Raw genomic sequence first — 18,480 nt, 5'->3', positions numbered from 1 at the left:
GCTTTCCACCAGTCCGCTGCGTTATACACAGAATAAGTTAGACACGCTAATAGATGCAACCCACATCTATATCCCGGCCGGAGCCGCGCTGCGGACGGGTGATCGTCCTTGACGCGGCGACGGCCGGAGAGGACCGTGGGTCTTTATGAGGGGCGAACCCAGTTGCCCGAAGTGCGGTGGCCGGGTCAGGGCGCCCGGCCTTTTCGCCGATGCCTGGCAGTGCTCCGTGCACGGCCAGGTGCACCCGATGCAGCCGGTGGTCCCGCCCAGCGTCGAGGCGCTGGGCGTGGTGGTGCACCGGGCCCAGGTGCCGGTGTGGATGCCCTGGCCGCTCCCGGTGGGCTGGCTGTTCACCGGCGCGGCGTACGCGGGCGACGACCGCAGCGGCGGCCGGGCCACCGCCGTCGTGTGCTCCGGCCCCGGTCCGCTCGGAGGCATGGGGGAGCTGCTGCTCGTCGCGGAGGAGCTCGGTGTCGGGCTCGGCGCACGCTATGCGGGCATCGAGGGCCTCGACCCCGGCTCCGGCCTGGCCGTCGAGACGGCGCCCGACGCCAAGGTGCTCGCGGCGGGACGCCCCACCCCCCTCTGGCACGTCAAGGACGCCCCCGCCGACCGGGCGGTCTTCGCGGGCGAGGCGCGTGGCCTGTGGCTCTGGGCGATCGTCTGGCCCGAACAGTCCGGGCTCCTGATGTACGACGAACTGGTGCTCACCGATCTCCGCGACGCCGGAGGGGAAGTGGATCTCCTGCCGTGCGGGGCGCTCACCCCCCGGCTGCTCACACGGCCCTGACCCGGTGGCGGCAAGGGCAGGAGGGTGACGCCCGGCGGTTATCCTTGAGCGTCCCCTGTCCGCCCGCCAGCACCGGAGTACGCGTCGTGCGCATCGATCTGCACACCCACTCCACCGCTTCGGACGGCACGGACACCCCGGCGGAGCTGGTGGCCAACGCGGCGGAGGCCGGCCTCGACGTCGTCGCTCTGACCGACCACGACACGGTGCGCGGCCATGCGGAGGCGACGGCCGCCCTCCCCGAGGGGCTCACGCTCGTCACCGGGGCCGAGCTCTCCTGCCGCGTCGACGGCATCGGCCTGCACATGCTGGCCTACCTCTTCGATCCGTCCGAGCCCGAGCTGGCCCGTGAGCGCGAGCTCGTCCGGGACGACCGGGTGCCGCGGGCGCAGGCCATGGTGCGCAGGCTCCAGGAGCTGGGCGTCCCGGTCACCTGGGAGCAGGTCGCGCGGATTGCCGGGGACGGCTCGGTCGGCCGCCCGCACGTCGCGACCGCGCTCGTGGAGCTCGGCGTCGTCGACACCGTCTCCGACGCCTTCACCTCGGCCTGGCTGGGCAACGGCGGTCGCGCGTACGCCGACAAGCACGAGCTCGACCCGTTCGACGCGGTCCGGCTGGTCAAGGCCGCCGGCGGTGTGACGGTCTTCGCTCATCCACTCGCCGTGAAGCGCGGCGAAGTGGTCTCCGAAGCCGTGATCGCGCGGCTGGCCGCCGCCGGTCTCGACGGCATCGAGGTCGACCACATGGACCACGACGAGCCCGCCAGGGCCCGGCTGCGGGGCCTCGCCGCCGATCTCGGGCTGCTGCCGACCGGGTCCAGCGACTACCACGGCACGCGCAAGACCGTCCGGCTCGGCGAGTACACCACCGACCCCGAGATCTACGGCGAGATCACCCGGCGCGCCACGGGGGCGTTCCCCGTGCCGGGCGCCGGGGGACCGGCCCCCGCGTAACGGGGCTCTCCCTCCCTCGCTCCTCCTCCCTCGCACCCCCGTGCGTCCTCGTGGCGTGCCGGTGCGCGCATCCTCCTGTTCGGCCCGCTCTTCTCTCGCAAGGCTCATCGTGTTCGACATCGCTGTCTTCGGATCCCTTTTCCTCACCCTTTTCGTGATCATGGATCCGCCCGGGATCACCCCGATCTTCCTGGCCCTCACCGCGGGCCGCCCCGCCAAGGTGCAGCGCAGGATGGCCCTGCAGGCCGTCGCCGTCGCGTTCGGTGTGATCGCCGTCTTCGGCCTGCTCGGCCAGCAGATCCTCGACTACCTGCACGTCTCCGTCCCCGCGCTGATGATCGCGGGCGGACTTCTCCTGCTGCTCATCGCACTGGACCTGCTCACCGGCAAGACGGACGAGCCCACGCAGACCAAGGACGTCAACGTGGCCCTCGTACCGCTCGGCATGCCGCTGCTCGCCGGGCCCGGTGCGATCGTCTCGGTGATCCTCGCGGTGCAGCACGCCGACAGCATGGGCAGTCAGATCTCGGTCTGGACCGCGATCGTCGCCATGCATGTCGTGCTCTGGCTGACCATGCGCTATTCGCTGCTGATCATCCGGGTCATCAGGGACGGGGGCGTCGTGCTGGTCACCAGGCTGGCCGGGATGATGCTGTCCGCCATCGCCGTACAGCAGATCATCAACGGTGTCACCCAGGTCATCCAGAACGCCTGACCCGGCCCTGGACGCCACAGCGCCCCCGCACAGGCCCTCCGTGCGGGGGCGCTTCGTCTTCAGCTCGTCATCCGCTCGAAACCAGCGACGCCAAGCGATACAAGGTGTTACGAAGCCGACGTGTCGGCCGGCCGGATGTAGATGCGCTGGCCCATTGCTGCGGCCTGCTGCACGATCCGGTTGACGGAGGCGGCGTCCACGACGGTGCTGTCCACGGCGGTACCGTCGACATCGTCGAGTCGCATGATCTCGAAGCGCATATGGCTTCCCTTCGTCTGATCCTCCTGCTGGAGAACTACTGGGAGGACGGGCTGGCCGTCCGCAAGGATGGGGAGCGCAGGGCGTCGACACGTCCCGTGCTCCTCAGGGGGTACAACGGCTTGCTCACTGCAAACATTCCCTACGCTAAGGAAATTTTTTGGATGTCTAAGTACCCGTCGGTAATCAGCCATGTGCAGACAATGAGGTCCGTATGAGTCACCCGGACGCGCGGACGGACGAAGGGCCGGGCATTCGCGAACAGCTGGACCGCACCAACGAACTGCTCCTGCGTGTACTCGCCGAGGTGTCGAAGACCCCCTCCACCCACGCGATCTTCGTGGACGCCGGGTACGTCTACGCGGCGGGCGGGCTGCTCGTCACCGGCACCGAGGACCGCCGGTCCTTCGACCTGGACGCGGAAGGGCTGATCGAGGCCTTCATCGACAAGGCCCGCACGATCTTCGCGGACAGCAGGCTGCTGCGCGTGTACTGGTACGACGGGGCCAGGCGCCGGATCCACACCGTCGAGCAGCAGTCCATCGCCGAACTCCCCGACGTCAAGGTCAGGCTCGGCAACCTCAACGCCAACAACCAGCAGAAGGGCGTCGACTCACTCATCCGCACCGACCTCGAGTCGCTCGCCCGGCACCGCGCCATCAGCGACGCGGCACTCGTCGGCGGCGACGAGGACCTCGTCTCGGCCGTCGAGGCCGCCCAGGGCTACGGCGCCCGCGTCCACCTCTGGGGCATCGAGGCGGGCGAAGGCCGCAACCAGGCCGAACCCCTGCTCTGGGAGGTCGACAGCCAGCGCACCTTCGACCTCGACTTCTGCCGCCCGTACGTGACCCGGCGCTCCGTCACGATGTACGACGACGAGAGTCCGGCGCCCGCACGTGAGGACGTGCGCTTCGTGGGCGCGCAGATCGCCGCGGGCTGGCTCTCCTCGCGCGGCCGTGAGTCCCTGGCCGACCTGCTGCCCGGACACCCCTATCTGCCGGGTTCCGTCGACCAGGACCTGCTCGTCGAGGCCGAACGCCTCCTCCAGCACTCGTTGCGCGGCCACGCCCATCTGCGCCGGGCGCTGCGCGACGGCTTCTGGCAGCACCTGCAGGCGCAGTACTGACACCCGGCCGCCGGGGTGGGCCGACGGAGGTCAGGCGGGGCGGACCGGTGAAGGCCGGACGCTCTCCCAGAACGAGACGAGGGCCGCCGCGGTCTCCTCCGGGCGGGCCGTGTTGGGGGAGTGCTCGGCGCCCTCGATCACGGTGCGCCGGGCGCCCAGCCGCTGGGCCATCCGGTCGAGCAGCGGAACGGGCCAGACGTCGTCGCGCTCGCCCGAGACCACGTGCACGGGGAGGGACAGCGCGGCGAGCTCGGCCACCCGGTCGGGCTCGGACGACAGCTGCGCGCCTGTGGCGATCAGCTGCGCCGGGTCATGGCGCATCCAGCGGCGGCGCAGCTCCTCGCCGTCGCCCGTGTCCGCGTCCTCGGGCGGGTCCATGGCGCGCATCATCTGCCAGACCTCGGCCATGCTCCAGCGGCCCAGGGCGTCGCTGAGCAGCCGCGCCTTCTTCTGCTGGGCGGGGTCGATCTCGGCGGGACCCGACGACATCAGGGTCAGCGAACAGAAGGGCGTGGCATCCAGCAGCACCGCCGCGCGGGCGATCTGACCGCCCAGGGAGTGCCCGAGCAGATGGATGCCGCCGGGCAGGTCGGCATCGTCGGCAGCGGCTGCCTGCGCCAGCACGTCACGCGCCAACTCGGATTGCGCGTAAGGGTTCTGACGGCCAGTCCGCTCCGTCTCGTACTGCCCCCGCCCGTCGACGGACAGCACCCGGAAGCCGGCCTCGGCGAGAGGTTCGAGCAGCGCGACGAAGTCCTCCTTGCTGCCGGTGTACCCGGGCAGCAGGAGGGCGGTGGAGTGTGCGCCGGAGGGTGGTGCGGCGTCCAGCACGGCGAAGTCCCCGCGCTCGGTACGCAGTACGCGGGCGCGGGCACAGGGGGGCGGGGTGAAGGTGGGCGGCCGGCTCATGCGCCCGAGGGTATCGCCGGGGGCCGCGCTCCGCCCGGGCAGACGTACGGCCCCGGCCCCCGCAGTGCGGGAACCGGGGCCGTACGGAGGTGACTGCGGCCGGAGATCAGCCCTCGGTCGTCTCGGCGGCGACCGCCGCGCGGGACCTGCGGCGGCGCGGCTTCGCGGGTGCCGCCTCGCCGTCCGCCGTGATCTCGGTGACCGCGGCGGTCTCGGCCTTCTCCGCGGCCGTGGCGCGCGGCCGACGGCGGCGCGGCTTGGCCTCCGCGACGTCCTCGGCGGTCGCCGTGGTGGCCACCGCCTCGGTCTTCGGCTTGGCGGCGGCACGCGGACGGCGGCGCGGCTTGGTGTCCGTCACCGGCTCGGAGACCGGAGCGATCTGGAAGTCGACCTCGTCGGCCGGCTTCACGACCCGGGTGCGGCGGCGCGGCTTGGTGGCCACGGGCTCAGCCACGGGTGCGGAGACGGCCACGGTCTGGAAGTCCACCACGGGCTCGGCGGCCGGGGCCGGCGCGACGACGGCGGGCTTCGTGGCCGTGGTCGTGGCACGGGCACGGCGGCGGCGCGGCTTCGCGTCCGGGGCCGGCTCGGTCTCGGCGACGGGCGCGGGCTCGACGACGGGGGCCTCGACGGCCGGGGCCTCGACCACGGCCACCGCTGCCTCCGTCACGGCCTCGGGGACCACGGCACGGGTGCGGCGCCGACGGCGCGGGGTGCGCGTCTCCGACGTCTCCTCACCGGCTGCCTCGGCGGCGGGTGCCGGGACGGTGACGGCCGCGGCTTCGTCGAGGACGCCTCCGCCCCGCGTGCGACGACGCTGACGCGGCGTGCGCGGCGCACGCTCCTCGCGGGGAGCGGGAGCCGAGGAGGCGGCGGGGGCGGACTTGCGGCCACGGCCGCCGGTCTCGCCGAGATCCTCGACCTCCTCCGCGCGCAGACCCGCACGGGTCCGCTCGGTGCGCGGCAGGACACCCTTGGTGCCGGCCGGGATGCTGAGCTCCTCGTACAGGTGCGGGGACGTGGAGTACGTCTCCGGCGGGTCCGGGAACTTCAGGTCCAGAGCCTTGTTGATCAGCTGCCAGCGCGGGATGTCGTCCCAGTCGACCAGCGTGACCGCGATGCCCTTGGCGCCCGCGCGGCCGGTACGGCCGATGCGGTGGAGGTACGTCTTCTCGTCCTCCGGCGACTGGTAGTTGATGACATGGGTCACACCCTCGACGTCGATGCCGCGTGCGGCGACGTCGGTGCAGACGAGGACGTCCACCTTGCCGTTGCGGAAGGCGCGCAGCGCCTGCTCACGGGCGCCCTGGCCGAGGTCGCCGTGGACCGCGCCGGACGCGAAGCCGCGCTTCTCCAGCTGCTCAGCGATGTCGGCGGCCGTCCGCTTCGTACGGCAGAAGATCATCGCGAGTCCGCGGCCCTCGGCCTGCAGGATGCGGGAGACCATCTCGGGCTTGTCCATGTTGTGCGCGCGGTAGACGTGCTGCACCGTGTTCTTCACGGTCGTGCCCTCGTCGTCGGGCGACGTGGCGTTGATGTGCGTCGGCTGCGACATGTAGCGGCGCGCGAGGCTGATGACGGCACCGGGCATGGTGGCCGAGAACAGCATCGTCTGGCGCTTCGGCGGCAGCATCGTGATGATGCGCTCGACGTCGGGCAGGAAGCCCAGGTCGAGCATCTCGTCGGCCTCGTCCAGGACGAGGACACGGATGTGCGAGAGGTCGAGCTTGCGCTGGCCCGCCAGGTCGAGCAGGCGCCCCGGGGTGCCGACGATCACGTCGACGCCCTTCTTGAGGGCCTCGACCTGGGGCTCGTACGCCCGGCCGCCGTAGATCGCCAGAACGCGGACGTTACGGGCCTTGCCGGCGGTGAGGAGGTCGTTGGTGACCTGCTGGCAGAGCTCACGGGTGGGGACGACGATCAGCGCCTGGGGCGCGTCCGTCAGCTTCTCGGGCGCGGCGCGGCCGGCCTCGACGTCGGCGGGGACGGTCACACGCTCGAGGAGCGGAAGGCCGAAGCCGAGCGTCTTGCCGGTGCCTGTCTTGGCCTGGCCGATGACGTCTGAGCCGGAGAGCGCTACGGGGAGCGTCATCTCCTGGATGGGGAAGGGGGACATGATGCCGACCGCCTCGAGGGCTTCGGCTGTCTCGGGAAGGATTCCGAGGTCGCGGAACGTAGTCAGGGTGCTGCCTCTTCTGTGAGACGCGGCCCGAGGCGAACGCGGGGGTCGTACCGTGCCGGGGTTGGTCATCCGGCCGTGGATGGGCCGGGTGGCGCGGGACCACTGCCGTCGCTCGAGCGCTCGTGCCGCTGAGGGGGCCCCTCATCTGCGGTCGCACATGATGTACGCCCCGCGTGGAGGGCTGTCGGGTCGGAGCCGATCGGGCCACCGACCGGGCATCCTCATTCAAGGTCGCGCTTCAGGCACAGCTAATGCTCAGTAAGCGCAATACCACTGTACCCCGGATTCGCGCATACGTGTTGGGCGAATTCATCGGAACGGTGTGATGTCTCCCGCTGGCCAGCCCCTTCCGCCCCCGCCGGGGCGGGCTATTCTGCGCTGCATGGAGACGCCTGACAACGCCACTGAAGCATCCGACGAAGCACCCGCACCGACCGGAATCGCCGCCCAGGACTGGGCCACCGCGTCCGCCGACCCGCAGTACCGTGCCGCGGTGGTGGATCTGCTCGGCGCGCTCGCCTACGGGGAACTCGCGGCCTTCGAGCGGCTCGCCGAGGACGCGAAACTCGCACCGACACTCGGTGACAAGGCGGCACTGGCGAAGATGGCGTCCGCCGAATTCCATCATTTCGAGCAGCTGACCGACCGGCTCACGGCCATCGACGAGACGCCGACCGCCGCCATGGAGCCGTTCGCCAAGGCGCTGGACGACTTCCACCGCCAGACGGCCCCGTCGGACTGGCTGGAAGGCCTGGTCAAGGCGTACGTCGGCGACTCGATCGCCAGCGACTTCTACCGGGAGATCGCGGCCCGCCTGGACAAGGACACCCGCTCCCTCGTCCTCTCCGTGCTCGACGACACGGGCCACGGGAACTTCGCGGTCGAGAAGGTGCGGGCCGCGATCGAGGCGGAGCCCCGCGTCGGCGGCCGGCTCGCCCTGTGGGCGCGCAGGCTGATGGGAGAGGCTCTCTCGCAGGCGCAGCGGGTGGTCGCGGACCGCGACGCGCTGTCCACGATGCTCGTGGGCGGCGTGGCGGACGGCTTCGACCTGGCCGAGGTCGGAAGGATGTTCTCCCGGATCACCGAGGCCCACACCAAGCGGATGGCCGCCCTCGGCCTCGCGGCCTGACCGGCCGGGGCCGGGCCTCGGCGGCCCCGGAACCTGAGGCCCTAGTGAGCCGCCGCTGACCGCACCGGGCGGCTGCCGCGCGGGCGGATCAGCAGGGACAGGGTCACCGCCCCGACCAGCACGGCGCCGGCGGGCGTCGCCAGGAGATGGCCGGAGCCCAGTGCCGAGTGCGTCAGATACGCGCCGAACAGGGCACCCAGACCACCCGTGACGAACACCACGCGGGAGGACGGGAGCCGGCCGGGCAGAGAGTGGAGCACGCCCCACGAGAGGGCGAGTCCGAGCACGACGGCGCTGATGGATTCCCAGAGCACAGAGGGTTCACCTCGCTTGTTGGCGCGGCGGTCGGTCGGTCGTAGGCGGTCTTACCCGGGGCCCGTGGGATACAACCCTCCCGGGCCCCTGTGAACCCCACCGAGGGAAGAACAGGGGGCGGATCCGGGGGAGAAAAGGTGGAGGCCCGGCGGACGATTCCGCCGGGCCTCCACCTCTGCTGCCGTGTCGCGCGGGCTACAGCGCGCCGAATCCCACCCGTCGGGTGCTGGGCTCGCCGATCTCCACGTATGCGATCCGGTCGGCCGGCACCAGGACCTTGCGGCCCTTTTCGTCCGTGAGGCTGAGCAGCTTCGCCTTGCCGCTGAGCACCTCGCCGACCGCGCTCTCGACCTCTTCGGCGGAAAGTCCGCTCTCCAGAACGATCTCGCGGGGCGTGTGCTGCACCCCGATCTTGACCTCCACGGCTATGTCCCTCCGACGGTCCGACTCTGCGCGGTGAACCGCGCCGTACGCAGCACACATTAGCCCGGTGAAGGGACCGACCACGGGTCGACCGGCAACGCCCGCAGCGAACACCGGCCGCGGTTCCCGCCGGACTCAGTGCTGATCGGCGCCGTGCAGCGGGAATCCGGCGATTCCGCGCCAGGCGAGCGACGTCAGCAGCTGTACGGCCGAGTCACGCGGAATGCCCGACGGGCTGGAGAGCCAGTAGCGCGCCACGACCTGGGAGACGCCGCCGAGTCCCACCGCGAGCAGCATCGATTCGTCCTTGGACAGGCCCGTGTCACCGGCGATGACGTCGGAGATGGCCTCCGCGCACTGCAGCGAGACCCGGTCGACCCTCTCGCGGACCGCCGGCTCGTTGGTCAGGTCGGACTCGAAGACCAGACGGAAGGCGCCGCCCTCGTCCTCCACGTACGCGAAGTAGGCGTCCATCGTCGCCTCGACACGCAGCTTGTTGTCCGTGGTCGAGGCGAGCGCCGTACGGACCGCCTGGAGCAGTGACTCGCAGTGCTGGTCGAGCAGAGCGAGGTAGAGCTCCAGCTTTCCGGGGAAGTGCTGATAGAGCACCGGCTTGCTGACGCCGGCCCGCTCCGCGATGTCGTCCATCGCCGCGGCGTGGTAGCCCTGGGCGACGAAGACCTCCTGGGCGGCGCCCAGCAGCTGATTGCGTCGGGCACGGCGGGGCAGCCGGGTGCCCCGCGGGCGCGCCGCCTCTGTCTGCTCGATGGCTGTCACGCCGCCTCCCAAATTCGTGATCGAACACAGCCGTACCGTGCACGCTGCGCCGTGGGGCCATCGTACTTTTGAGTAACCCGGGTATGCGCGGCGCGGACGCAGAATTTCACGGACCGGACGGCTGCGGTAGCCACAGATACGTCGGCCAATGCCGCAAAGCGGTGCGTTTTACCGGTAATCGTCCTCATCTTGTGTGACAACGCGGGCCTGCTCCGCCGCATCCGCCTCGTTCGCGGCGCCTCGGTCGATGCCGGTGACCGGTTCGTCACGCTCCGGCCGGACGGTGGCCTGCTGTTCGGCGGTGTCTGCTTCAGGGGCTTCGGGGTCCGGTTCGTCCGGCTGTGCCTCGAAGGTCTCCGGGTCGCTCGGGTCGACCGTCATGGTGACTCCCTTCCCTCTCCTGCAGCCTAGGAGCAACCCCCAGGGTGCGCTATGCGGTCTGTGACTGCGAACACATGAACCACCGCGTGATCGTCTCGTAACATTGCCGCATGTCTTCGACCGAGCTGCCCGGTATCCAAGCCGCCGCTGCCGCGGTGGCACCCAAGGTCGGTGCCGTCCGGGTCGCGGAGGGGGAGAAGCTGCGCTCCGTCTCGCTGCCCGGCCTCACTCTGACCGTCCGTTCCCGCCCGGCGCGGACGGAGGGCCCGGCTCCCGCCCTCTTCGTGCACGGTCTCGGTGGCTCCTCCCAGAACTGGTCGGCCCTGATGCCGCTGCTGGCGGACACGCTCGACAGCGAGGCGGTCGATTTGCCCGGCTTCGGGGATTCCCCGCCACCGGACGACGGCAACTACTCCGTCACCGGACACGCCCGGGCGGTGATCCGGCTGCTGGACGCGGGCGGGCGTGGGCCCGTTCACCTTTTCGGTAATTCTTTGGGCGGCGCTGTTGCCACCCGGGTCGCGGCCGCCCGGCCCGATCTGGTGCGCACGCTGACGCTGATCTCCCCGGCCCTGCCCGAGATCCGGGTCCAGCGGCCCGCAGTGCCGACCGCCCTGCTCGCACTCCCGGGCGTCGCATCCCTGTTCGCCAGGCTCACCCGGGACTGGACCGCGGAGCAGCGCACCCGCGGCGCCATGGCACTCTGTTACGGCGATCCGGCACGAATCTCCGACGAAGCCTTCCGCCACGCGGTGGCCGAGATGGAGCGCCGGCTTGAACTGCCGTACTTCTGGGACGCCATGACGCGCTCGGCACGGGGCATCGTCGATGCCTACACGCTGGGAGGACAGCACGGGCTGTGGCGCCAGGCCGAGAGGGTGCTCGCACCGACCCTGCTGGTGTACGGCGGACGGGACCAGCTCGTCTCGTACCGGATGGCACGCAGGGCGTCCGCGGCTTTCCGCGATTCGCGCCTGCTGTCACTGCCCGACGCGGGGCACGTGGCGATGATGGAGTACCCGGAGGCGATCGCCCAGGCGTTCCGGGAACTGCTCGACGAACGTGGCGGGAGCTGATCCGGGGCGTGGGACGACACAGCCGAAAGGGCCCCGAGGCCACCCGGCGCGAAACCGGGACCGCGACAGGTGCCGGTCCGGAGCGCGGGGCAGGCAGGCGTGGGCGGGACTCCGCCACACCGCCTCCGCGGGAAGGCCACAGCCCGTTCCGCGACGCTCCAGCACCGCAGGTGCGCGGCGGGCACCCCGAACAGCGTGAGCCGGGCGGCGGCTGGGGGAGCGGTCCGCAGCCGCAGTACGACGGCCGGGGGCCGGGCGCCCAGGAGCCCATCCGCGCCAGGCAGGCCGCCATGGCGCGGCAGCAGGCGGCGCAGCAGGCGCCCGGGCGGCGCACGTCCGGGCCGCAGACCGGCAGTGCCCCGCTCATACCGGGCCCGCGCAGGGAGTTCGTGGAGGCGTTCGACACCGAGCCTTCGCGTCCCGCACCCCCGGTTCCGCCCGAAGACACCCCCCGGACCTCCATGGACCCCGGCGGACCCGACGAGGTACCGGACGGCGACGCCCCGGCGGCGAAGGGCGGCAAGGGCCGCGCGTTCACGGGGATCGCGGCCGCCGCCGTGACCACGGTGCTCGCGGTCGTGGTGGCCGGGCAGGTGGCACAGGACTCCGGGAGCGTGGGGGGCGGCCCGGGGACCACGGGCGTCGACCGGCAGGACTCCGAGGACGCCTCCCGTTCGGTGGACCGGGCGACCCCCGAGGTGCAGCGGCAGGAGGTCAAGCCCCTGTCGTACGCGCAGAAGATGGCCACCGCCTTCCCGCTGGCGCCGGACCTGAAGGCGTCCGGGAAGTTCGAGGCGGTACCGGGGCTGGCGAAGGCTCCCGGCAAGGGAGACAAGCACCGATACCGGATCGATATCGAACAGGGGATGGGTCTCGACGCGGGACTGTTCGCCGAGGCGGTGCAGAAGACGCTGAACGACGACCGGAGCTGGGCGCACGACGGCGCCATGACCTTCGAGCGGATCTCCTCCGGCGAACCCGATTTCGTCATCACTCTCGCGAGTCCCGGGACCACGGGTGTCTGGTGCGAGAAGTCGGGCCTGGACACCACCGAGGACAACGTCTCGTGCGACTCCGCCGCCACCGACCGCGTGATGATCAACGCCTACCGCTGGGCGCAGGGCGCCTCGACCTTCGGGGCGGACAAGCTTCTGCCCTACCGTCAGATGCTCATCAACCACGAGGTCGGCCACCGGCTGGGGCACAACCATGTGAGCTGCCGCACCCCCGGTGCCCTGGCGCCCGTGATGCAGCAGCAGACCAAGACCCTGGACCTGGACGGCATCAAGTGCCGCCCCAACCCATGGGTTTATCCGGGGAGTTGAGACCACGGGAAGTCGATCTGTCCGCATGGTGGGACGGCCGTCTCAGCGCGCGTTGACATCAGGGGAGGGGTCGTCCATATTTCTCCGCATGTCACGCAGCCCCGCATTCACCGAGCGCGCCGCCCTTGAGCTGGCGCTGCTCGGCGTGGCCGGGCACTGCGTAGCCGACGTTCTCTGTCGCTGACGCCTGCTCGAGCGCGCGTCGGCCCCCTGACGAGCCCTTTCCGGGCTCCTCCGCACTTCCTCCTGCCGCGCCCGGGCGTACTCCGTCCGCAGGCGCGGCATTTCGGTATCCGGTCCCCTTACCCGTCACCGGGGCGGGACCCGCTGCGCCGCACGGACCCATCTCTTCTCCCTGCCGCAGCACACCGAGAGGTCATCTTCCGATGAGTCAGCCGTCCGTCATATCGCGCCGCGTGGCGACCACCGCCGCCGTCAGCCTTGCCCTGGTCGCCGGACTCGCGGCCTGCGCCGGGCCCCAGGACAACGGGGGAAGCGGCGGCTCCGGCGCCTCGGGCAAGCCGCAGAAGGGCGGCACCCTCACGGTCCTCAACAGCAACCCGACGGAGGACTTCGACCCGGCGCGGCTCTACACCTCCGGCGGCGGCAACGTCCCCTCCCTGGTGTTCCGTACGCTCACCACCCGCAACCGCGAGAACGGCGCGGCGGGCGCCGAGGTCGTCCCCGACCTGGCCACCGACCTGGGAACGCCCAGCAAGAACGCCACCGTCTGGACCTACACCCTCAAGGACGGACTGAAGTACGAGGACGGCACCGCGATCACCAGCGCGGACATCAAGTACGGCATCGAGCGGTCCTTCGCCGCCGAACTCTCCGGCGGCGCGCCCTATCTGCGCGACTGGCTGATCGGCGGGGCCGACTACCAGGGCCCGTACAAGGACAAGAAGGGCCTCGACTCGATCGAGGTGCCGGACGAGAAGACCATCGTCTTCCACCTGAACAAGCCCGAGGGCGAGTTCCCCTACCTCGCCACCCAGACCCAGACCACCCCGGTGCCCCAGGCCGAGGACACGGGCACCAAGTACGAGGAGCACCCGGTCTCCTCCGGGCCGTACAAGGTCGTCTCGAACGAGAACGACGGCGAGCGCCTCGTCCTGGAACGCAACGAGCACTGGTCGGCCGACACCGATGAGGAGCGCAAGGCCTACCCGGACAGGATCGACGTACGCTCCGGCCTGGACTCCGCCGTCATCAACCAGCGTCTCTCCGCCTCGCAGGGCGCCGACGCCGCGGCCGTCACCACCGACACCAACCTCGGCCCGGCCGAACTCGCCAAGGTCTCCGGCGACAAGGGGCTCGCCGCCCGCGTCGGCACCGGCCACTTCGGCTACACGAACTACATCGCCTTCAACCCGAAGGTGAAGCCGTTCGACGACCCGAAGGTGCGCCAGGCGATCTCCTACGCCGTCGACCGCTCCTCCGTGGTCAACGCGGCCGGCGGATCCTCGCTCGCCGAGCCCGCCACCACCTACCTGCCGAACCAGAAGTCCTTCGGCCACACGCCCTACGACCACTTTCCGGCGGGTGAGACCGGCAACGCCGCGAAGGCCAAGGAGCTGCTGAAGGAGGCCGGCTACCCCAAGGGGCTGACCGTCACCCTCACGCACTCCAACGACAAGGACTTCGAGACCAGCCCGGAGATCGCCACGGCGCTCCAGGCCGCGCTCAAGAAGGCCGGAATCACCGTCGGGCTCAAGGGCCTGGAGAGCAACGACTACGCCGACACCATCCACAGCGCGTCCAAGGAGCCGGGCTTCTTCCTCGCCCACTGGGGTGCCGACTGGCCCTCCGGAGGCCCGTTCCTCGCTCCGATCTTCGACGGGCGCCAGATCGTGAAGGACGGCGCCAACTTCAACACCGGCTTCCTGAACGACGCGTCGGTCAACAAGGAGATCGACGAGATCAACAAGCTCACCGACCTGGACGCCGCCGCCAGGCGCTGGGGCGCGCTCGACAAGAAGATCGGCGAGCAGGCACTGACCGTGCCGCTCTTCCACCCGGTCTACAAGCGGCTTGTCGGCCAGGACGTCAAGAACGTGGTCATCAGTGACTGGACCGGCGTTCTCGACATCTCCCAGGCGGCGGTCAAGTAGGACCGTCCGGCGATTGGGGGGCGGCGTCGCGGGGTTGGGCACGCACTCCTCCAAGCTCTCGGCTTCGCTCGAGCGGGGGGACCCCCATGACCAGGGGAGACCCCAATCGCTCCGCGTTGCCTCCCTCCTCCGCCTTGCAGCTGCACGCACCCAGCCCCGCTCCTTCACCCACCCCCCAACCGCCGGACGGTCCAACCATGTCGGAAGCACTTCTGGTCCAGGAGGCGGGAGCGGCGCCGGTCGCCGCCCCCGCCTCGGGGGCCCGGCAGTTCTGGCTGCGGCTGCGCGCACAGCGCGCGCCCGCCGTCGCGGCTGCCGTCGTCCTCCTGCTCTTCCTGGCCGCGCTCGGGGCCCCGTTGCTCTCCGCGCTCGCGGGCCAGGACCCCAACACCTACCACCCCGCCCTCGTCGACTCGGCGGCCGGCGGGGTCCCCATCGGCTCCTTCGGAGGCATCAGCGCGGACCACTGGTTCGGCGTCGAACCGCAGACCGGCCGCGACCTCTTCGCCCGCGTCGTGTACGGGGCCAGGGTCTCGCTCGGCGTGGCCGTCGCGGCCACCGTCCTCCAGGTCGCCATCGGCGTGGCCGTGGGGCTCGCCGCGGCCCTCGGCAGCCGCCGGGTCGACCAGGTCCTCAGCCGGATCACCGACATCAACGTCGCGCTGCCGCTCATGGTCATCGCCCTCGCCCTGCTCGCGATCGTCCCGGCCTCCTTCCCCAGGCCCGTCCTCATCGCCCTGGTCATCGGCGGCATCAACTGGGCGGGCACGTCGAAGATCGTGCGTGCCCAGGCGCTCGCCCTGAAATCTCTCGACTTCGTCTCCGCGGCCCGGCTCGCCGGCCGCGGGCGGTGGAGCATCGCCCGGCGCGAACTGCTGCCCTCGCTCGCCGCGCCCGTCATCACGTACGCAGCGCTGCTCTTCCCCGGCAACATCACCGTCGAGGCGGCCCTGTCCTTCCTCGGCGTCGGCATCAAACCGCCCACGCCGTCCTGGGGGCAGATGCTCACCGAGGCCGACACCTGGTACCAGTCGGCCCCCACCTACCTCCTGCTGCCCGCCGGGCTGCTCTTCGTCACCGTGCTCGCCCTGACCGTCCTCGGCGAGGGCGTCCGTACGGCACTCGACCCGCGGGCCGCCTCCCGGCTGCGGATCGGCACCGGACGCAAGGAGCGCACGGAACGTACGAAGGAGCAGGCGTCATGACCGGGTTCCTGCTGCGGCGGCTGGGCGGCGCCGTCTTCGTGCTCCTCTCCCTGACCGTCGTCCTGTACGCGGTCTTCTACGTGGCCCCGGGCGACGTCGCCCAGATCGCCTGCGGCCCGCGCTGCTCACCCGCCCAGGTCGCCCAGGTGACCGAGCAGCTCCGGCTCGACGACCCCGTGTACACCCAGTACTGGCACTTCCTCCAGGGCATCGTCGCGGGGCGGGACTTCTCCACCGGCACCGGCGTGGAGCACTGCTCCGCGCCCTGCCTCGGGGTCTCGTACCAGAGCGATCAGCAGGTCATGCAGCTGATCCTGACCAAGCTGCCGGTCACCGGCTCGCTCGTCATCGGCGCGTTCGCCCTCTGGATCCTGCTCGGCGTCGGCACGGGAGTGCTGTCCGCGTGGCGGCGGGGCCAGGTCACCGAGCGGGTCCTCACCTGGCTGACCCTGGCCGGGACGGCCACACCGGTCTTCGTCATCGGACTGCTGCTCATCATCATCTTCTGCTCCACGCTGCGGTGGCTTCCCTCGCCCACCTACGTGCCTTTCACCGAGAACCCCGAGCAGTGGGCCTGGGGCCTCCTGCTGCCCTGGGTGTCCCTGGCACTCATCGAGTCGGCCAAATACGCACGGCTGACCCGGAGCTCCATGCTGGAGACGCTCGCGGAGGACCACGTACGCACCTTTCGCGCGTACGGCGTCAGCGAGCCCGCCATCATGGGACGGCACGCCCTGCGCGGTGCGCTCGCCCCGGTGATCGCGCTCAGCGCGCTGGACTTCGGCTCCATGTTCGGCGGTGCGGTCCTCACCGAGTCCCTCTTCGGGATCCCGGGCCTGGGGCGCGAACTGGTCCACGCCGTCAAGGTCGTCGACCTGCCCGTGGTCGTCGGCATGGTGCTGGTGACCGGCTTCTTCGTGGTGCTCGCCAATGCCGTCGCGGACATGCTGTACGCGCTGGCCGACCGACGGGTGGTCCTGTCATGACAACACCGCTGGTCCAGGTCGAGGACCTCACCATCGACTTCGGCACCGTCCGCGCCGTGGACGGGCTCTCCTTCACCCTGGAGGCGGGCGCCGCCCTCGGCGTCGTCGGGGAATCGGGATCGGGCAAGAGCGCGTCCGCCTCCGCGCTGCTCGGACTCCACCGGGGTACCGGCGCCCGGGTCACCGGGACCGTCCGCGTCGCCGGCACGGATGTGGGCGCCGCGGGCGAGGCCGAACTGCGGGCACTGCGGGGCGCGAAGGCCGCCATGGTCTTCCAGGACCCGCTCTCCTCGCTCGACCCGTACTACACGGTCGGCGACCAGATCGCCGAGGTGTACCGGGTGCACAACTCCGTCTCCCGGCGGGCGGCCCGCTCCAGGGCCGTCGAGGTCCTGGACCGGGTCGGCATCCCGGACGCGGCCCGCCGTGCCCGGTCCCGGCCGCACGAGTTCTCCGGCGGGATGCGGCAGCGGGCCCTCATCGCGATGGCCCTGGCCTGCGAACCCAGGCTGATCGTCGCGGACGAGCCGACCACCGCCCTCGACGTCACCGTGCAGGCGCAGATCCTGGACCTCCTGCACGATCTGCGCCGCGAGACGGGCATGGGGCTGCTGCTGGTCACCCACGACGTGGGTGTCGCGGCGGAGAGCGTGGACGACGTCCTGGTGATGCAGCACGGCCGTGCGGTGGAGCGCGGCCCGGTCGCCGAGGTGCTGGGCGCCCCCCGGCAGCCGTACACCCGCGAGCTCCTGGCCTCGGTGCCCAGGGTCGACGAGAAGCGGGCCGGTGTCCCCGGCCCGAGGACCGTGTCCCCGGACACCGAACCGCTCCTCGAAGCCGACGGCCTCCGGCGTGACTTCGGCCGGGGCGCCGGCTGCGTCACCGCCGTCGACGGGGTGTCGCTCACCGTCCACGCCGGTGAGACCCTCGGCATCGTGGGCGAGAGCGGAAGCGGCAAGACGACGCTCGGACGCATGCTCGTGCGGCTGACCGACCCGACGGCGGGCCGGCTGCGGTACGGCGGGAGGGATATCGGCTCGCTGCCGGAGAAGGACCTCCGTCCGTTCCGCCGCGAGCTCCAGATGGTCTTCCAGGACCCCGTCGCATCGCTGAACCCACGCCGCTCGATCGGTGAGTCCGTGGCCGATCCGCTCCGTGCCGCGGGGGAGACCGACGAGACCCGGATCCGGGAGCGCGTGCGCGAACTCCTGGAAAGGGTCGGACTCGACGCCGGCCGGTACGCACGCTATCCGCACGAGTTCAGCGGCGGCCAGCGTCAGCGGATCGGCATCGCGCGGGCCCTCGCCGCCGAGCCGAAGCTGATCGTGTGCGACGAGCCGGTCTCCGCGCTCGACGTCACGACCCAGGCCCAGGTGATCGCGCTCCTCGCGGAGCTTCAGCGCGAACTCGGCATCGGACTCGTCTTCATCGCGCACGACCTGGCGGTCGTACGGCAGGTAAGCGACCGGGTGGCGGTGATGCGGCACGGCCGGATCGTCGAACAGGGTGCCGTCGACGAGGTGTACGGGTCGCCGCGGGACCCGTACACGAAACAGCTCCTGGCGGCGGTTCCCGCCCTCGATCCCGCACGCGCCGCGGCGCGCCGCGCGACCCGCTCGGAGCTGGCCGCAGCCTGACTCCGTGTCACCGTGCGCTCGCGTATCGCAACGGAACGCGACAAGGGTGGGAAAGTTACGCCGGTTCACCCCTTTCGGTGGTGGGCCGGCCAAACCACCCACGCCCCCCAAAAGAAGAAGAACAAACTCCAGCCCCCCCCGGACCACCCACCCACGCCGCCCCCCCCCACCCCCACGAG

At 71.1% G+C, this 18,480-nt stretch carries 19 protein-coding genes; 12 read left to right on the top strand and 7 right to left on the bottom strand.

Annotated features, from left to right (window positions below; all coding sequences use genetic code 11):
* Positions 1-145 precede the first annotated feature (145 nt).
* The 3 genes from ACIREO_RS03035 (at position 146) to ACIREO_RS03025 (ending at position 2,458) form a co-directional block, all read left to right on the top strand.
* On the top strand, positions 146-790 hold the full coding sequence (locus ACIREO_RS03035) for a DUF6758 family protein (protein ID WP_404104153.1): 645 nt from the start codon (positions 146-148) through the stop codon (positions 788-790).
* A gap of 86 nt (positions 791-876) precedes the next feature.
* Positions 877-1,743 (top strand): PHP domain-containing protein, encoded by an 867-nt coding sequence (locus tag ACIREO_RS03030; RefSeq protein ID WP_404104150.1) that lies wholly within the window; start codon positions 877-879, stop codon positions 1,741-1,743.
* Between the two features lie 109 nt (positions 1,744-1,852).
* Positions 1,853-2,458: a MarC family protein gene (locus tag ACIREO_RS03025; protein ID WP_404104148.1), complete on the top strand. Its 606-nt coding sequence runs from the start codon at positions 1,853-1,855 to the stop codon at positions 2,456-2,458.
* Between the two features lie 107 nt (positions 2,459-2,565).
* Here ACIREO_RS03025 and ACIREO_RS03020 read toward each other — a convergent pair whose 3' ends face one another.
* A complete protein-coding gene (locus ACIREO_RS03020) occupies positions 2,566-2,718 on the bottom strand; it encodes a hypothetical protein (RefSeq protein ID WP_014154223.1) in 153 nt (50 codons plus the stop codon).
* A 212-nt stretch (positions 2,719-2,930) separates the two neighbouring features.
* Here ACIREO_RS03020 and ACIREO_RS03015 point away from each other — a divergent pair, with 212 nt between their 5' ends.
* A complete protein-coding gene (locus tag ACIREO_RS03015) occupies positions 2,931-3,842 on the top strand; it encodes an NYN domain-containing protein (protein ID WP_404104145.1) in 912 nt (303 codons plus the stop codon).
* 30 nt (positions 3,843-3,872) lie between these two features.
* Here the strand turns inward: ACIREO_RS03015 and ACIREO_RS03010 are convergent, their stop codons facing one another.
* Positions 3,873-4,751, bottom strand: a complete 879-nt coding sequence (locus tag ACIREO_RS03010; protein ID WP_404104142.1) for an alpha/beta fold hydrolase — start codon at positions 4,749-4,751, stop codon at positions 3,873-3,875.
* Between the two features lie 106 nt (positions 4,752-4,857).
* Positions 4,858-6,867 carry a DEAD/DEAH box helicase gene (locus ACIREO_RS03005; RefSeq protein ID WP_404104139.1) on the bottom strand — a complete coding sequence of 670 codons (2,010 nt, stop codon included), beginning with the start codon at positions 6,865-6,867 and terminating at the stop codon, positions 4,858-4,860.
* Positions 6,868-7,315: 448 nt separating this feature from the next.
* Between ACIREO_RS03005 and ACIREO_RS03000 the strand changes: the two genes are divergently transcribed.
* Positions 7,316-8,062 (top strand): ferritin-like fold-containing protein, encoded by a 747-nt coding sequence (locus ACIREO_RS03000; protein ID WP_404104136.1) that lies wholly within the window; start codon positions 7,316-7,318, stop codon positions 8,060-8,062.
* Between the two features lie 41 nt (positions 8,063-8,103).
* Here ACIREO_RS03000 and ACIREO_RS02995 read toward each other — a convergent pair whose 3' ends face one another.
* From ACIREO_RS02995 to ACIREO_RS02980, 4 genes are all read right to left on the bottom strand, one after another.
* A complete protein-coding gene (locus ACIREO_RS02995) occupies positions 8,104-8,376 on the bottom strand; it encodes a hypothetical protein (protein WP_404104133.1) in 273 nt (90 codons plus the stop codon).
* A gap of 196 nt (positions 8,377-8,572) precedes the next feature.
* Positions 8,573-8,800: a DUF3107 domain-containing protein gene (locus ACIREO_RS02990; protein ID WP_404104130.1), complete on the bottom strand. Its 228-nt coding sequence runs from the start codon at positions 8,798-8,800 to the stop codon at positions 8,573-8,575.
* A 135-nt stretch (positions 8,801-8,935) separates the two neighbouring features.
* Positions 8,936-9,577, bottom strand: coding sequence for a TetR/AcrR family transcriptional regulator (locus ACIREO_RS02985; protein WP_099174612.1), 642 nt, complete (start codon positions 9,575-9,577; stop codon positions 8,936-8,938).
* Between the two features lie 168 nt (positions 9,578-9,745).
* On the bottom strand, positions 9,746-9,958 hold the full coding sequence (locus ACIREO_RS02980) for a hypothetical protein (RefSeq protein WP_404104128.1): 213 nt from the start codon (positions 9,956-9,958) through the stop codon (positions 9,746-9,748).
* A gap of 110 nt (positions 9,959-10,068) precedes the next feature.
* Here ACIREO_RS02980 and ACIREO_RS02975 point away from each other — a divergent pair, with 110 nt between their 5' ends.
* The 7 genes from ACIREO_RS02975 to ACIREO_RS02945 all read left to right on the top strand — a co-directional run bounded on the left by ACIREO_RS02975 (position 10,069) and on the right by ACIREO_RS02945 (position 18,301).
* A complete protein-coding gene (locus ACIREO_RS02975; RefSeq protein ID WP_404104126.1) occupies positions 10,069-11,034 on the top strand; it encodes an alpha/beta fold hydrolase in 966 nt (321 codons plus the stop codon).
* An 8-nt stretch (positions 11,035-11,042) separates the two neighbouring features.
* A complete protein-coding gene (locus ACIREO_RS02970) occupies positions 11,043-12,359 on the top strand; it encodes a DUF3152 domain-containing protein (RefSeq protein WP_404104124.1) in 1,317 nt (438 codons plus the stop codon).
* Between the two features lie 88 nt (positions 12,360-12,447).
* Complete coding sequence (locus ACIREO_RS02965; protein ID WP_404104122.1) at positions 12,448-12,543, top strand: Ms4533A family Cys-rich leader peptide; 96 nt, start codon at positions 12,448-12,450, stop codon at positions 12,541-12,543.
* Positions 12,544-12,745: 202 nt separating this feature from the next.
* Entirely contained in the window at positions 12,746-14,473 is a 1,728-nt protein-coding gene (locus tag ACIREO_RS02960) for an ABC transporter substrate-binding protein (RefSeq protein WP_404104119.1), read from the top strand.
* Between the two features lie 197 nt (positions 14,474-14,670).
* On the top strand, positions 14,671-15,678 hold the full coding sequence (locus tag ACIREO_RS02955; protein WP_404104117.1) for an ABC transporter permease: 1,008 nt from the start codon (positions 14,671-14,673) through the stop codon (positions 15,676-15,678).
* Positions 15,675-16,664, top strand: a complete 990-nt coding sequence (locus ACIREO_RS02950; protein ID WP_404104115.1) for an ABC transporter permease — start codon at positions 15,675-15,677, stop codon at positions 16,662-16,664. The genes ACIREO_RS02955 and ACIREO_RS02950 overlap by 4 nt, the downstream gene beginning before the upstream one ends.
* The gene (locus tag ACIREO_RS02945; protein ID WP_404104113.1) at positions 16,661-18,301 is read left to right on the top strand and encodes an ABC transporter ATP-binding protein; all 1,641 of its coding nucleotides are present in this window, start codon (positions 16,661-16,663) and stop codon (positions 18,299-18,301) included. The genes ACIREO_RS02950 and ACIREO_RS02945 overlap by 4 nt, the downstream gene beginning before the upstream one ends.
* The last annotated feature ends 179 nt before the right edge of the window (positions 18,302-18,480 follow it).

The organism is Streptomyces sp. NPDC102441 (assembly GCF_044765585.1).
Classification (GTDB): Bacteria; Actinomycetota; Actinomycetes; order Streptomycetales; family Streptomycetaceae; genus Streptomyces.
Note: the sequence above shows the minus strand (reverse complement) of the source record. Positions and strands in the feature narration are given on the sequence as shown.